The organism is Streptomyces sp. NPDC058308 (assembly GCF_042880275.1).
Classification (GTDB): Bacteria; Actinomycetota; Actinomycetes; order Streptomycetales; family Streptomycetaceae; genus Streptomyces.
On record NZ_JBHVZA010000001.1, the window covers coordinates 404958 to 420228 of the forward strand.

At 72.3% G+C, this 15271-nt stretch carries 9 protein-coding genes; 6 read left to right on the forward strand and 3 right to left on the reverse strand.

The annotated features are described in order from the left end of the window. Positions 1-12: 12 nt before the first annotated feature. Positions 13-990, reverse strand: coding sequence for an Lrp/AsnC family transcriptional regulator (locus tag ACFVYL_RS01495; protein WP_389712240.1), 978 nt, complete (start codon positions 988-990; stop codon positions 13-15). A 126-nt stretch (positions 991-1116) separates the two neighbouring features. On the opposite strand from ACFVYL_RS01495, the gene ACFVYL_RS01500 reads away from it, so the two are divergent. The 5 genes from ACFVYL_RS01500 to ACFVYL_RS01520 all read left to right on the forward strand — a co-directional run bounded on the left by ACFVYL_RS01500 (position 1117) and on the right by ACFVYL_RS01520 (position 9859). After that, entirely contained in the window at positions 1117-2631 is a 1515-nt protein-coding gene (locus ACFVYL_RS01500) for an MFS transporter (protein ID WP_389712241.1), read from the forward strand. 465 nt (positions 2632-3096) lie between these two features. Next, positions 3097-4920, forward strand: a complete 1824-nt coding sequence (locus ACFVYL_RS01505) for an AMP-dependent synthetase/ligase (RefSeq protein ID WP_389712242.1) — start codon at positions 3097-3099, stop codon at positions 4918-4920. Between the two features lie 113 nt (positions 4921-5033). Further along, on the forward strand, positions 5034-6302 hold the full coding sequence (locus ACFVYL_RS01510; protein WP_389712243.1) for an ABC transporter substrate-binding protein: 1269 nt from the start codon (positions 5034-5036) through the stop codon (positions 6300-6302). A 12-nt stretch (positions 6303-6314) separates the two neighbouring features. Next, on the forward strand, positions 6315-9074 hold the full coding sequence (locus ACFVYL_RS01515; protein WP_389712244.1) for an ATP-binding cassette domain-containing protein: 2760 nt from the start codon (positions 6315-6317) through the stop codon (positions 9072-9074). Next, positions 9071-9859, forward strand: a complete 789-nt coding sequence (locus ACFVYL_RS01520; RefSeq protein WP_389712245.1) for an ABC transporter ATP-binding protein — start codon at positions 9071-9073, stop codon at positions 9857-9859. The genes ACFVYL_RS01515 and ACFVYL_RS01520 overlap by 4 nt, the downstream gene beginning before the upstream one ends. 85 nt (positions 9860-9944) lie before the next feature. On the opposite strand, the gene pqqA is transcribed toward ACFVYL_RS01520, so the two are convergent. Next, a complete protein-coding gene (gene pqqA / locus ACFVYL_RS01525; protein WP_389712246.1) occupies positions 9945-10079 on the reverse strand; it encodes a pyrroloquinoline quinone precursor peptide PqqA in 135 nt (44 codons plus the stop codon). 273 nt (positions 10080-10352) lie between these two features. On the opposite strand from pqqA, the gene ACFVYL_RS01530 reads away from it, so the two are divergent. Further along, a complete protein-coding gene (locus ACFVYL_RS01530) occupies positions 10353-11225 on the forward strand; it encodes an aldo/keto reductase (protein WP_389712247.1) in 873 nt (290 codons plus the stop codon). Between the two features lie 166 nt (positions 11226-11391). Here the strand turns inward: ACFVYL_RS01530 and ACFVYL_RS01535 are convergent, their stop codons facing one another. Next, positions 11392-15048: a hypothetical protein gene (locus ACFVYL_RS01535; RefSeq protein WP_389712248.1), complete on the reverse strand. Its 3657-nt coding sequence runs from the start codon at positions 15046-15048 to the stop codon at positions 11392-11394. Positions 15049-15271 lie beyond the last annotated feature (223 nt).

Here is a 15271-nt window from a genome sequence, read left to right on the forward strand (position 1 = left end):
CCGCGGCCTGCGTCAACGCAGCGGTCGTGGATACGTGAGCTCCTTGAAGCGGCGCAGATGGGGTGCCGATTCGACGTGCCGCACGCCGTCGAGCGAGCCCAGGCTGCCGCTGAGATAGGTGTAGAGCTCTTCGGTGTCGCGGGTCAGGACGCTCGCCATCAGGTTGGCCGACCCGGTGGTGGCGGAGACGTGGGCGATCTCGGGGTGCCCGGCCATCGCCCGGCCCACCCGGTCGAGCGCGCCCGGGGCGACGGTTATCCAGAGCATCGCGGCGGTGGTGAAGCCAAAACGCGCGGTGTCGTACTCGGTGTCGATGTAGAGCGCGCCCGAGCCGAGCAGCGCGGCGACGCGGCGCTTGACGGCAGACTCGGAGCGGCCGGTGAGCCGCTGCAGTTCGGGGTAGGTGACGCGGCCGTCGGCCTTCAGGGCGGCGACCAGCGGCTCGTCGTCGGGAGTGATCCGGGCGGGGCCCGGCACGGTGGGCGGCCCGTCGGGTCCGAGCGCGGCGACCTGCTCGTCGGAGAGCGGGCGGTGCTTGCCGATCCAGCCGGTCCGGCCGCCGTAGAAGCGGTGCATCAGCTGGTGTGCGGTGATCTCGATGAGCTTGCGGGTGCGCAGGAGCTTGCCGAAGAGCAGGTCGTCGTAGTCGGCCGGGGTGCGCGGCAGCGACAGGCAGACCACTTCGGTACCGGCCGAGGTGAGGTGGACCCATGCCGTGTCGGGGCGGCGGGCCAGTGCGGCCGCGATGGCCTCGGCGCCGTCGGGCGTGCAGCGCAGGCGCAGCATCCACTCGTCGTGGCCGAGCCGCCGGGTGTCACGGACACCGACGACGCGCAGCCCCGCCTCGGCCCGCAGGCGACGGAAGCGGCGGGCGACGGTCTGGTCGGAGACGCCGAGGACACCCGCGATGCGGCTGAAGGGGGCCCTGCCGTCGACCTCCAGCGCGTGCAGCAGCTTGAGGTCCAGCTCGTCGAAGACATCGGATTCCACCACTGCGACCTGCTCTCATGTCGGATTACGGCGCCGCGACGGCCCACGGCACCGGTATCGTCCGCCGCCGCCCCATCGTACGAGGACACGGAGATCCGTGGGACGACGAGTCGGAGGAACAGAGAGATGCGTACATGGGGGCCGCTCACGGCGGTGTCTCTGGGAACGTTCATGCTGCTGCTGGACGTGACGATCGTGATCGTGGCGCTGCCCGACATGGCGCGGGCGCTGGACGCCTCGCTGAGTGATCTGCAGTGGGTCATCGACGGCTACGCGCTCGCGCTGGCCGCGCTGCTGCTCGGCGTGGGCGCCGCCGCCGACGTGCTCGGCAGGCGGCGGCTCAATGTCATCGGCACCGCGCTCTTCGCGGTGGCCTCGCTGGCCTGCGGGCTCGCCTCGGACGCGGAGCTGCTGGTGGCGGCGCGCGCCGTGCAGGGCCTGGGCGCCGCCGCGATGCTCGCGACGACGTTGCCGCTGCTCGGCGCCGCCTATCAGGGGCGCGACCGGTCGGCCGCGCTCGGCGTGTGGGGCGCGGTGAGCGGCGCGTCGGCCGCGCTCGGCCCGATCGTGGGCGGGCTGCTCACGGAGGGGCCGGGCTGGCGCTGGATCTTCTTCGTGAACCTGCCGGTGAGTGTGGCGTCGATCTGGCTGACGCTGCGCGTCGTGCCGGAGTCGAAGGGCCCCGCCGGGCGCCGGGTCGACTGGGCAGGTACGGCGGCGTTCGCGTGCTTCGCGGGCGCGGGGACATACGGGGTGCTGCGCGGCGGGGCGGACGGCTGGACCTCGGCGGGCGCCGGGACGTCCTTCGCGGTCTCGGCGCTGGCGCTGCTCTGCTTCGTCCTGGTCGAACGGCGCGTCGCGCAGCCGCTCCTCGACCTGCGGCTGCTGCGCAAGCCCGCCTTCACGGGAGTGCTGATCGGTGCGATCGGGTACAACGGTGCCGCCTTCGGCGTCGTCCCCTACCTCTCCATCTGGCTGCAGACCGTGCTCGGCATGAGCCCGGTGCGCGGCAGCCTGGTGCTGCTGCCGCTCGCCGGGACGGCGTTCGTGGTGGCACTGGCCGCCGGACGGCTGCTTCACGGGGTGGCGCCGCGCGTCGTCATCGGCGGCGGGCTGCTGCTGATCGGCGCGGGCGGGCTGTGCCTGGCGGTGCTCGACGCCGGATCGTCGTGGGTTGCGCTCGCGCCGGGGCTCACCCTCACGGGCGTCGGTACCGGGCTGGTCTCGCCGGGGCTCGCGGGGGCCGCGCTCGCCGCGGTGCCGGCCGAGAACGCCGGGATGGCGGGCGGGGCGGTCAACACGTTCCGCCAGCTCGGGTACGCGGTCGGGGTCGCCCTGTTCGGGACGGTGCTCACCTCCCGTATGACGGACTCGCTCGGCCACGACGCGGCGCACACCGTCGCAGGCGGCGGCGGATCGGCCCTGCACGGCACGGTGTCCGAGCACGCGGTGCGCGCGGCCTTCGCCTCGGGCCTGAACGGGGCGTCGCTGGCGGCGGGTGTGGCGGGGCTGGTCGCCGGTGTCCTGGTGCTCGTGATGGTGCGGGGGCCTCGGCGGCAGGCGGGGGCGGTGGTCGCGGGCGGTCATCCCGACGCCGGTGCCGGTGCCGACCGGTCGGCCGCGGTGCCTGTGCGGCGGTGAGGAGGTAAGGCGCCGAGGCAGTAGGTCCAGGGTCAGTGAGGCCTCGCGGACGGCCCGGGGAGGAAATCTGTACAAGTTCCCCACCTGTCCCGCCCCGGCGCCGTCCGCACCCGGCGCCGGGGCCCGCACGCACGCCGCGCCCACTCGCCCGCCGGGTTCCGGGAACTCCCAGGCGGGAGGGGGTGGCCCGGCGGGGCACGTACGTGCATGATCTTGGTACGCGTGGGCATCGTGGGGCACGGCCCGGCAGGGAGACATCTGTGCGCCGCGTACAGATTCGGTGGAGATTACGGCACCGAAACTTACTCCAGCGTAAGTAAGTTGTCCCGCCCTTACCCTTGTGGCCGCATTTACCCCGGCTGACCTGTGCCGATGGTCCGTACCGAGCGCGCCTGGACCCCCTCCCGAAGGCGCGCGGGGTGGGGTACGGTCACGGCGCTGTGCGGAGTGCCACAAGGAGCATCATTGCGCGAGTTCACGAATCCTCCGATGGCGTCGGCGCCACTGGTGGGCGGCCTTGCCGACGCCGTGTTCGACCATGCCATCGAGGACCCGCTGCGCATCGCGTTCGGCCGCAAGACCGAAGGGCACTGGAGCGACGTCACCTCCGCCGAGTTCCGCGACCAGGTGCTCGCGCTGGCCAAGGGCTTGATCGCGCAGGGCGTGCGGTTCGGGGACCGCGTGGCCATCATGTCCCGCACCCGGTACGAGTGGACACTCTTCGACTTCGCGCTCTGGAGCATCGGCGCCCAGGTCGTGCCGGTCTACCCGACGTCCTCGGCCGATCAGGTCTTCTGGATGCTCCACGACGCGCAGGTGTCGGCCGCGATGGTCGAGCACGAGGACCACGCCATGACGATCGGCTCGGTCATCGACCGCCTGCCGCAGCTGCGCAAGCTCTGGCAGCTGGACGCCGACGCGGTGGGTGAACTGGGCGCCGCGGGGCGGGACATCGACGACGAGGTGGTGCACCGCCACCGCCGCGCGGTCACGCCCGACTCGATCGCCACGATCATCTACACGTCCGGCACCACGGGCCGCCCCAAGGGCTGCCTGATCTCCCACGCCAACTTCATGTTCGAGGCGGACGTGATGGTCGCGCGCTGGGAACCGGTCTTCCACTCCAAGCGGGACAGCGAGGCCACCACGCTGCTCTTCCTGCCGCTGGCGCACGTCTTCGGCCGCATGGTGCAGGTCGCGGCGGTGCGCGGCCGGGTCAAGATGGGGCACCAGCCGAACCTCAACGCGGCGGCGCTGCTGCCCGACCTCGCCGCCTTCCGGCCCACGTTCATCCTCGCCGTGCCGTACATCTTCGAGAAGGTCTTCAACGCGGCGCGGCGCAAGGCGGAGAAGGACGGCAGGAGCGGCCCGTTCGACAAGGCCGTCGAGTGCGCGGTGCGGTACGCCGACGCGCTGGAGGCCAAGGCGTTCGGGACGGGCCCGGGACCCGCGGCGGGCCTTCGCATGCAGCACCAGCTCTTCGAGAAGCTCGTCTACTCCAAGGTGCGCGAGGCGATGGGCGGCCGGGTGCGGCACGCGATGTCCGGCGGCTCCGGGATGGACCGCCGCCTCGGCCTGTTCTTCGCGGGCGCGGGCGTGACGATCTACGAGGGGTACGGCCTGACGGAGTCGACGGCCGCCGCGACCGCCAACCCGCCCGAGCGCACCCGTTACGGCACGGTCGGCCAGGCCATCCCCGGCATGACCGTGCACATCGCGGAGGACGGCGAGGTCTGGCTGCGCGGCGGCAACGTCTTCCAGGGCTATCTCAACGACCCCAAGGCCACCGACGCGACGCTGCACGACGGCTGGCTGGCCACCGGTGACCTGGGGGCGCTCGACGAGGACGGCTATCTGACGATCACCGGGCGCAAGAAGGAGATCCTGGTGACGTCCGGCGGCAAGAGCGTCTCGCCGGCGCAGCTGGAGGAGCGGGTGCGCGACCATCCGCTGGTGGCGCAGTGCATCGTCGTGGGCAACGACCGCCCCTACATCGCGGCGCTCGTGACCCTGGACGCGGAGGCCGTGGAGCACTGGCTGACCATGCGCCGCAAGCCCACGATGACGCCGGGCGACCTGGTGCGCGACCCTGATCTGGAGACCGAGGTGCGCCGGGCCGTCGTCGCCGCCAACACCCTGGTCTCCCAGGCGGAATCGATCCGTACGTTCCGCATACTGGCGCATCAGTTCACCGAGGAGCACGGCCTGCTCACGCCGTCGCTGAAGCTGAAGCGGAAGGCGATCGAGACGGTGTACTCGGCGGAGGTCGAGGCGCTGTACCGCAGCTAGTTCCGCCCCGGCGAGACTTTCTGACGGCCCATCAATTCCCCCTGCGCCCCTTATTGACGGTTCATCAGGTCGCGCACAGAATCGGCCCCACTTCGACTTCAGGGGGCTCGACCGTGTCGCGATCGATCCGCACCATCACCGCCGCCACCGCGGCCCTGCTGCTCGCCACGTCCTGCAACTCAGCCTCCGACAGCGGCAGTTCGGACGGCGGTGACGCAGAGAAGAGCGGCCATTCAGCGCGCGGGGTGACCGACGACTCCATCAAGGTCGGCGGGATCGTCTCCATGACGACGGCCAGCGGCTACAGCAAGAAGGACACCGACCTCGGCGCCAGGGCCCGGTTCGACCGCGCCGACGCCGAGGGCGGCGTGCACGGGCGGAAGATCGACTATCTGGGCGCGGAGGACGACGGGCAGGACCCCGGCAAGAACCTCGCGGCGGCCCGCAAGCTCGTCCAGCAGGAGAAGGTCTTCGCGATCGCCCCGATGAGCTCGGTCACCTTCTCCGGCGCCGACTTCCTGCAGAATCAGCGAGTCCCCACCTTCGGCTGGGGCACCATCCCGCCCTTCTGCGGACCGACGTACATGTACGGCTTCGGCGGCTGCATGGTGCCGATGCCCGGCGGCACGATCACGCAGAGCTGGCCCGAAGGCCTGAAGAAGGTCACCGACAGGGCGCGGGGCAAGTCGGTGGCCATCCTCGCCAACGACAACGACGCGGGCACCTTCGCCATCCGCACCTACAAGCAGAGCTTCGCGGCGGCGGGGTACGAGGTGACGTACGCCAAGTCGACGGTGCCCGCCACCTCGGTGCCGAGCGACTGGTCGGCGTACACGAAGGAGATCCTGCGCTCCGACGGCGGGAAGGCGCCGGACGCCGTCGTCTCCGTCATGCAGACCCCCTACAACATCGGCCTGTTCACCGCCGTCAAGCGCGCCGGCTTCAAGGGCGTGCTCACCGACCCCACCGACTACGACCCCGGCCTGCTCGCCAAGAGCGCGACGAGGAAGGCCCTGGACGGCGTGCACATCCTGCTGTCGTTCCAGCCGTTCGAGCAGAACACCGCGGACATGCGGCAATTCAAGGCGGACATCAGGAAGACGGCGGGCAGGGATGTGCCGCTCAACATGCACATGATGACCGGCTACATGTCCGCCGACCTCTTCCTCGCCATCGCCGAGAAGGCGGGCAAGAACCTCACCGTCGGCTCCTTCCAGAAGGCGGCCGAGGGTTACTCCGACACCGGCACCATGGTCGGGGACCGCAGGCTGCCCGACGGGCGTAAGGAGTCATTCGGCTGCGGCGCGCTGGTCCAGCTGCGGGACGGGAAGTACGCGGTGTCCTCGCCCTTCAAGTGCTACGAACCGATCCCCTTCAAGTAGGGGCGGCCCGCCATGTCGGACCTGCTGGGATTCGTGCTGAGCGGTCTCGTCTCCGGAGCCCTCTACGCCCTCCTCGCCACGGGCCTCGTCCTGTCCTACTCGGCGTCGGGCCTCTTCAACTTCGCGCACGGCGCGACCGCCTACCTCTGCGCCCTCGCCTTCTACGAACTGCACTCCGGCTTCGGCTGGCCCGCCGTGCCGACGGCGCTGCTCCTGGTCGCCGTGGTCGCCCCGGCGCTCGGCTGGGGCCTGGACCGGCTGATGTTCCGCAAGCTGGCACGGGTCGGCGAGAGCGCGCAGATCGTCGCCACGATCGGGCTGCTCGTCGCACTGCCCGCGCTCGGCCTGTGGGTGGTGGAGCTCCTTCAGGACGCGGGCGCCTCCGTCGAACCGGCGGAGAACCAGTTCGGGCTGCCGGGCGTCGGGCCGAGCCCGGCCAGGAGCTGGCAGCTGACGGACGGCGTCGGCATCGACTCCGACCAGCTGATCACGTGGGTGGCCACCGCGGTGGTCGCGGTCGGCCTGTGGATCCTCATGCGCCACACGCCGCTCGGCCTGCGGCTCCGCGCCGCCGTCGACAACCGCTCGCTCGTGGAGCTGCGCGGCATCAGCGCGGACCTGCTCTCGTCGGTGGCGTGGATGCTGTCGTCCGCCCTCGCGGGCCTGGCGGGTGTCCTCGCCACGCCCCTGTTGGGCCTCTCCTCGCACGACTTCACCCTGTTCCTCTTCGTCTCCGCGACGGCCGCCGTGCTCGGACGCTTCCTGTCGATCCCGCTGGCGTTCGCCGGGGGTCTCGGGCTCGGGGTGCTGCAGAACCTCGTCGCCGGGTACGCCGACTTCGCCGAGAAGATCACCGGCTTCCGTACCGCCGTGCCCTTCCTGATCCTGTTCGCCGGGCTGCTCCTGCTCACGCGACGGCAGCGGACCGCGGGCACCGCGGCGGCCGACACGCCACCCGTCGACTACCTCGCGGGGCGGTCGTGGGCGCGCAGATGGGGACCGTGGGCGGCGGCCGCGGTACTCATGGCCCTCGCCCTCTACACGGTGACGACCCCCTTCTGGAGCGGCATCATCGCCCAAGGGCTCACGATCTCCCTGGTGTTCGTCTCCTTCACCGTGGTGACGGGGCTCGGCGCGATGGTGTCGCTCGCGCAGGCCACGTTCGTCACGGGCGCCGCGCTCGTCGCCGGGCTGCTGATGAGCCACGGCTGGCCGTTCCTCGCCGCGGCGCTTGCCGGCACCTGCGCGGCGGCGGCTCTCGGCGCGCTCGTGGCGCTGCCCGCGCTGCGGCTCGGCGGCCGCTCGCTGGCCCTCGCGACCCTGGCGCTCGCCTTCCTCGCCGATCAAGTCCTCTTCCAGATGGGGTGGTTGCGCAACGGCGACACCGGCTGGGAGATCCCCCGCCCGGTCTTCGGCCCCGTCGACCTCTCCGACGACCGCGCCATGGGCGTCGCGATGATCGTCCTCGGCACGGCGGCCGTCGCGGCGCTCGGCGCGCTGCGGAACTCCGCGTCGGGGCGCGCGATGCTGGCGGTACGGTCCGCGCCCGCTGCGGCGATGGCCTCGGGGGTGTCCGTGGTGCGCACGAAGCTGCTCCTGTTCACCCTGTCGGCGGGGCTCGCCGGGTTCGGCGGTGTGATGTACGCGTCCTTCAACACCCGTATCACCGCCACCGACTTCACCGCGATGACCGGACTGGTCTGGCTGGCGGTGGCGGTCGCGGCGGGGGTGCGCAGGGCGCAGTTCGCCGTGGTGGCGGGGCTGGTCTTCGCGATCGTGCCGCACCTCGTCGCGGACTACGTCACGGAGTCCGTGCACCTCCCGGTGATCCTCTTCGGCCTCGCGGGCCTCGCGCTCGCCAACGACCCGGACGGGTACTGCGCGGCGCTACCGGTACGGATGCACCGCAGGAGGCGACAGAGGGCGGCGGCACTCACGGCCGGTGCGGCTTCGGCCCCTTTGGCGAACGAGGAGCGAGCTCCCGTACGGGCCTCCTGGCCGGCAGGTGCCGGACCGGGGCACGAGCCGCCCGCCCTCGCCCTCCACGACCTCCGTGCCGGATACGACGGCACCCCCGTCCTGCACGGCGTGGACCTCACCGTCCGACCCGGCGAGATCGTCGCCCTGCTCGGCCCCAACGGCGCGGGCAAGTCCACCACGTGCCTCGCCGCGGCGGGACTGGTCCGCCCCCTCTCGGGCCAGGTCTACGTCGACGGGCACGATGCCACCCGTCGGGGCGCCGTCCACCGCGCCCGCGCCGGTGTCGTCCTCGCCCCCGAGGGCCGCGGCATCTTCCCCGCACTCACCATCGAGGAGAACCTCGCCGTGTACCTCAGGGAACGGGACGCGCGCGACGCCGTGTACGAGCGGTTCCCGGGCCTTGCCGCCCGGCGCCGGGTGCCCGCTGGGTCCTTGTCCGGCGGCGAGCAGCAGCTGCTCGCCCTCGCGCCGCTGCTGCAGCGCCCGCCGAAGGTGCTGATCGCGGACGAGCCGTCCCTCGGCCTCGCGCCCCGCGTGGTCGACGACGTGTTCCGCCTCCTGACCGAACTCCGGGACGCGGGCACCGGGTTGCTGCTCGTCGAGGAGAAGGCCGCGGAGATCCTCGGGGTCGCCGACACGGTGGCGTATCTGGCGCAGGGCCGCGTCTCCTGGTGCGGCCCGCGCTCCGAGGTGCGGACCGACCGTCTCACCGAGGCGTATCTGGGCATGGCACCGGACGACGGGCGGCAGGCCGGCGGGCCACGGGAGACGAAGGGTGTGGCGCGGCCATGAGCGAGCGGGAGGATGCCCTGCGGACCGAGGACATCGGCGTGCGTTTCGGCGGCGTCCGCGCCCTGGACGGCGTGGGCCTCGCCGTCCGTCCGGGCGAGGTCTGCGGGCTCATCGGCCCCAACGGCGCCGGGAAGACGACGCTGTTCGACGTGGTGTCCGGCATCCGTAGGCCCGACCGCGGGCGGGTCCTCGTCGGCGGACGCGACGTCACACGCCGCTCCCCCGTGTGGCGGGCCCGCCACGGCATGCGCCGCACCTTCCAGCGGCAGCAGCTCTTCGGGCAGCTCACCGTCGCCGACAATCTCCTCGTGGCGCAGGAGTGGCGGGGCGGGGGCGGCGGGTTCGCCGCGGATCTGCTGGCCGCGCCGACCCGGCGTACGCGCGAGGCCGCCCGGCGCGAGCGGGCCGCGGAGGTGCTGCGCGCGTGCGGCCTCGACGCGCTCGCCGGACAGTACGCGGGCGCGCTGCCGGTGGGACAGGCCCGCATGGTGGAGCTGGCGCGCGCGGTCGCGGACCCGCCCAGGGTGCTGCTCCTGGACGAGCCCGCTTCGGGGATGACGGCCGACGAGCGGCGTCAGCTGTCGGCCGTCGTCCGGCATCTCGCGGACGAGGAGGGCTGCGCCGTGCTGCTCGTCGAGCACAACGTCGCCTTCGTGATGGAGCTCTGCGCCCGCGTCGTCGTCCTCGACCTGGGCCGGGTCCTCGCGCACGGCACGGCGGCCGAGGTGCGCGCGGATCCAAAGGTGCGGGACGCCTATCTGGGCGCGGCCGCCGGGACGCGTTAGCCCTTGCCGCGGCTCAACCTAGTTCCACTGGGGCAGCCCACCGCCCGCCGCGGCGCCGAGCACCTGCAACAGCACGGCGGCGGGTCTACCGGTCGGCGAGGAGGTGGGCGGTGACCTCAAGGGCCGTGTCGACGATCGCGTACTCGGGGGTCTGCCAGCCGGTGGTGTCGGCGCGGGGCGCCGGCTTGGGGGCGGGCTTCTCCTGCTCGTTGCTGTGCATGGCGCGGCCTTCCTGAAGAAGTGGGGTTTCAGGAACCCATCACTGGGGCGCGGGGAAGCCCGTGTGCCCGTAGCGTTCACATAGGCGTCCCGCGTTCAGTAACGTGTAATAGAGTCGCGGCATGACGGACCACCGTCAATGGTCCGGATCGATCCCGCGCCCACGGATTCGCGGCCGACCCGGGGCGGTTTCGCGGCTGATTCGCGGCTGATTCGTGGCCGCTCGGTGGTCGATCGGCGGTCAGGAATGCAGCACGGCCGCTGATCGTTGACCATGGGAACACCAACCGACCGACTTAAGGATCGAAAGCTCGTGAGCAAGGTTCCCCCGATCATCCTGAACAACGGCGTCGAGATGCCCCAGCTCGGCTTCGGCGTGTGGCAGGTTCCGGACGACGAGGCCGAGAAGGCCGTCGCGCTGGCCCTGGAGGCCGGGTACCGCAGCATCGACACCGCGGCCATCTACGGCAACGAAGAAGGCACGGGCAAGGCCATCGCGGCCTCCGGCGTGGCCCGCGAGGACCTGTTCGTCACGACGAAGCTCTGGAACAGCGACCAGGGTTACGACGCGACTCTGCGCGCCTTCGACACCTCCCTGGACAAGCTCGGCCTCGACTACGTGGACCTGTACCTCATCCACTGGCCGCTGCCGTCCAAGGACAGCTACGTCGACTCGTACAAGGCCTTCGAGAAGATCCACGCCGACGGCCGCGCCAAGTCCATCGGCGTCTCGAACTTCCTGCCCGAGCACCTGGAGCGGCTGCTCGGCGAGACGTCGGTCGTCCCCGCCGTCAACCAGATCGAGCTCCACCCGCACCTGCAGCAGCGCGCCTCGCGCGAGCTCCACGCCGAGCAGGGCATCGCCACCGAGGCGTGGTCGCCGCTCGGCTCGGGCAAGGGCCTCCTCGAGGTCCCGGCGATCATCGCCATCGCGCAGAAGCACGGGCGTTCGCCCGCGCAGGTCGTGCTGCGCTGGCACATCCAGCTGGGCAACGTGGTGATCCCCAAGTCCGTGACCCCGTCGCGGATCAAGGAGAACATCGACGTCTTCGGCTTCGAGCTCGACCCCGAGGACATGGCGGCGATCTCGGCCCTGAACGAGGACCGCCGGATCGGCCCGGACCCGGCGACGTTCGACGTGGTCTGAGCCCCCACCCGCCCCACGCACACCCCGAGGGCCCCGGCGCGACGGCCAGGAGTTCGTCTCCTCCGACCGCGCCGGGGCCCTCGGGCATTGTCAACAGGTCTGCCGGTAGGGGGAGTCCGGCAGGTACGTCCGCCATTCCTTTCGGGTCAGTCCGCCGCGCGCCCGCTCACACACGCTGTCCGCCGCGCGCCCCGCTGCGACGGAAATGCGGCGGACCGCGCCGCGCGAGGTCATGACGCGCAACGCGTCGCCGGTGAAGCCGAGGGCGAGAACGGGACCACCCGTCCCCGCGTACCGGGCGCCGCCGAGCCGTGGAGTGTCCGTCTCCCACACCCGCACGGAGCCGTCGGCATCGCTCGCGGCGAAGTAGCTGCCGTCGCTGGAGAAGGCGAGGACCCCCGCGGGCCCGCCCCCCCGTCGACCCGTCCTCCATCGGCCCGTCCTCCGCCAGAACGGCGAGGGCGCGAGTGGCCCGGCCGTCCCACAGGGTGAGCCTGCCGTTGTCGTCGGCGACGGCGAGGAAGCGGCCGTCGGGACTGAACGTGCCGGACCACAGCGTGTCCTCACCGCGCAGGACGGGCCTCGTACGCCCGGTCCCGATATCGGTCATCCGGCCGTCCAGGGAGAGGAGTTCACGACCGTCGGGTGCGAGGACCAAGGCACCGGTGCTGGGACGCTTGCTGTGGAGCAGGTGTGTGTCGGCCTGTCCATCGCTCTGCCCGCCGAGCCGCCAGACGTCGGCCTTCAAGTCGTCGAGCTCCTGCATATCGGTCGGCGGCGAGCCCACCGTGACGGGCGGGCCGCTACCCCCGGGCAGCACGAGACCGTCCACCCTCGACGCCACATCCGTCGGGGGCGCCTCCTCCTTGCCGTGCCGCAGGTCCCAGCGCCGGATCATCGTGCCCTTCGGCCTGTCGACGCCGTACGCGAGAGCCCCGCTGTCCGGGGAGAACGCCAGGGCCGGGTCGCCGCAGTCCGCACACTTCCGGCCGGGCAGCGTGCGCAGGACCGTGCCGTCACGGCCGTCGCGCAGCCGGAACACCCCTTCCTCGCCCTGGCGTTCCACGGTGAGCAGCGTGCGGCCGTCCGGACTGAAGCGGGCCTTCTCGATGTCGGGCGACCGCGTCCCGCGCGGCCCTGACAGGGCGTCACGGACGTCGAGGGTCCGGACCACCCTGGTGCTCACCTGCACGCGGACCACTCCGGCCGCCTCGTCAAGACGGACCCCGTTCGCCGTGAGCTCGCTCACCGGGTGCCGCAGCAGCGGAGCCCCCGGATCGGCGGTGCGCCACAGGACCACCTCGCGGCTCCCCAGAGCGACCGCCAGGGTGCCGTCGGCGCTGAGGTCCACGCCCGGTTCGTACGCGCCGGGCAGCTTGAGCCTCGGCCGCTCGTCCCCGGTCCGCACGTCCCAGGTCCGCACGGCCCCTTCCGCTGGGACGACCAGCGCGCGCCCGTCCGGTGCGAAGACCGCCTCCTGGGCCTCGCAGAACGCGCGGTCGAGCGCGCGCGGCCACGTCCTGGGCAGATCGCGCCCCGTACCCACCTCCCGTACGGTCAGAGGCCCCTTGTCCCCCGAACAGACAGCGAGGAGCCGGTCGTCGGGGCTCATGACGGAGAACGGCGCACTGCTCGCGTCCGCGCCACGGACTCTCGTGACGACCTTGTGCCGCCGCACGTCCCACACCTCGACGTCGCCCCGGGCCTCGTGCTGGACGATGAACATCCGCCCGCTGGGCGCGAACCTGCCGGCCGTTCCCATGTCTGTGCCGCCTGCCAACGGCCGCCCCACCGCACGTGCGCTCCGCAGGTCCCAGATCTGGAACCCGCGCCGGGTCGCCCGTGCGATCAGCCGCCCGTCCGCGCTGACGTCCGCGTCGTAACCGGAGGCGTCGAAGGAGCCCGGCCTGTCGTACGTACTGATCCGCCGTCGGTCGTCCAGCTCCCAGCGCGTCACCCGCCGCCCGGTGGAACTGGTCAGCGTGCGGCCGTCCGCGCTCAGGAACCGCGTCGTCGCGGGCGGGGCAGCCCCGCCGTCCCCGAAGAAGGCGTCCCGCTCCCGCTGTGCGGCGGCGCTGCGCACCGCCTCCCGGGTCTCCGGGAGATCCGCGAGCCGCCAGGCGGCCACGCTCAGCCGCATCGAGGTGACCGGGTCGGAGGTCCGCAGCGTCGTGGCGACACCGGCGATCCGGCGGGCCTGCGCCTCGGCGCTCTGCCGATGTCCGTTCCGGTTCTGCTGCCAGGCGACCGCGCCCGCGACCGTCGCGAGACAGAGGACCACGGCGAGCGCGGCGAGGAGTACGCGGGTGCGGCGGGTGGCTCGCGTGCGTGCCCGTACGCCCTGTTCCTGTGCGGCGATCCCGGCACGCAGGAACTCACCCTCACGTACGGTGAGTTGATCCACACCCCTGCTGCCCTCGAACGCCTCCCTCGTCGCCCTGAGCCTCTCCCCTCGGTACAGGGCTCCGGAATCCCGGTCCAACTCCTCCCAGGCACGGGCGGCTTCGGCCAGGGCCCGGTGCAGGCGCAGCCGCTCCCTGTCCTCCTCGATCCAGGCCCGTAACCGCGGCCAGGCGCCGATCAGCGCCTCGTGCGCGAGGTCGACGGACGTGCCGTCCACGGTCAGGAGGCGGGCCGTGACCAGCCGTTCCAGGACGTCGTCGCAGCCGGGCGGCAGTTCGGCGCGGTCGACGGGGCACCGGGTGTCCTGCGTGCCGTCGCCCGGCGCCACCATCCGCAACAGCAGTGTGCGCGCCTTCGATGCCTCTGTCGCACTCAAGCGCCCGTAGACGTCCTCGGCGGTGTGCGCGACGGCACCACGCACCCCTCCGATCGCCTCGTACGCCGCCTCGGTCAGCGTCCTGCCGCTGCGCCGACGCCAGACTTCGCGCAGCGCGTGGGCCATCAGCGGCAGGCCGCCCGGCTCGTCCGCCACGTCGGCGACGATCCGGGCGGTCAAGGCGCGTTCCACGACGAGCCGTTCGGCCGAGGCGGGCCGGACGATGGCCTCGCGCAAGCGGCTCGGCGACATCGGGCCGACCAGTAAGTTGGCGTCGCCCAACGCGTCGGCGAGCGGCCCGTGTTCGGCGCACAGGCCGTAGAAGTCCGCGCGCACGGCGAGGATCACACGCAGCCGGGTGGCGGCGTCGCGCGCGGTCAGCAGCCGGTGCAGGAACGCGTCCCGTTCGGCCGGGTCGTGACAGAGCGAGAAGACCTCCTCGAACTGGTCGACCACCAGCAGCGTGTCGCCGTCGCCGTCGGCCGGAGTGAAGAGGTGGTGGTGGGTGCGGGCCGGCCGTTCCCCGGGGGTCAGGATGCGGATCGCCGCCGGACGCGCGGGTCCGGCCGACTGCCGCAGCGCAGGTACAAGTCCGGCCCGCAGCAGGGACGACTTGCCGCTGCCCGACGCGCCGATCACCGCCACCAGGCGCCGTCGGGCCGTGAGTCCCACCAGCTCGTCCACGAGATCGTCACGGCCGAAGAAACGCTCCTGGTCGTCGGTGCCGAACCGGGCAAGGCCGGGGTAGGGCGACTCCCCTTTGTCCGTGCCACGTCCGGCGTCCTCGGCCACCGTCTCGTACCAGTACCGCTCCCACTGGGCCGGGTCCCCCTCGCACGCGGCGACGTAGGCGAGCAGCACGGGCAGCGTCGGCAGCCGCTCTCCCGCGGCCGCCGCGGAGAGCGTGGGAGCCGAGTACGGGACGCGCTGCGCCATCACCCGATACGTCGGACTGCCCGCTTCGACGCGGAGCTTGCGGAGCCGGTGCGCGAGGCGCTGCACGGGGCCCGTGGCCGGCTCCAACGGCTTCTCACGACGCCCCACTCCGACCGCCCCTCCCCCGCGCCCTCCGGCGTCCGGCCGACACCCCCGCCCGACGCCCCCGGTCAAGATCCCGAGTCACGCTAGCAATTGATTGACGCGGCGGAACAGGGCTGCCCATCAATTCGTGCGCCGCTGAACTGGGCCTCCCGGGCCCGCTCCTGGGCCCTTCCTGCCCTTCGCAGCGCACCCACGGGAGTACGTCATCACCCCCACCCTGCCCACC

Coding starts and splice junctions, on each gene's coding strand:
- ACFVYL_RS01500 (WP_389712241.1), top strand. CDS start 1,117: ATGCGTACATGGGGGCCGCTCACGGCGGTGTCTCTGGGAACGTTCATG.
- ACFVYL_RS01515 (WP_389712244.1), top strand. CDS start 6,315: ATGTCGGACCTGCTGGGATTCGTGCTGAGCGGTCTCGTCTCCGGAGCC.
- ACFVYL_RS01520 (WP_389712245.1), top strand. CDS start 9,071: ATGAGCGAGCGGGAGGATGCCCTGCGGACCGAGGACATCGGCGTGCGT.
- pqqA (WP_389712246.1), bottom strand. CDS start 10,079: ATGCACAGCAACGAGCAGGAGAAGCCCGCCCCCAAGCCGGCGCCCCGC.
- ACFVYL_RS01530 (WP_389712247.1), top strand. CDS start 10,353: ATGGGAACACCAACCGACCGACTTAAGGATCGAAAGCTCGTGAGCAAG.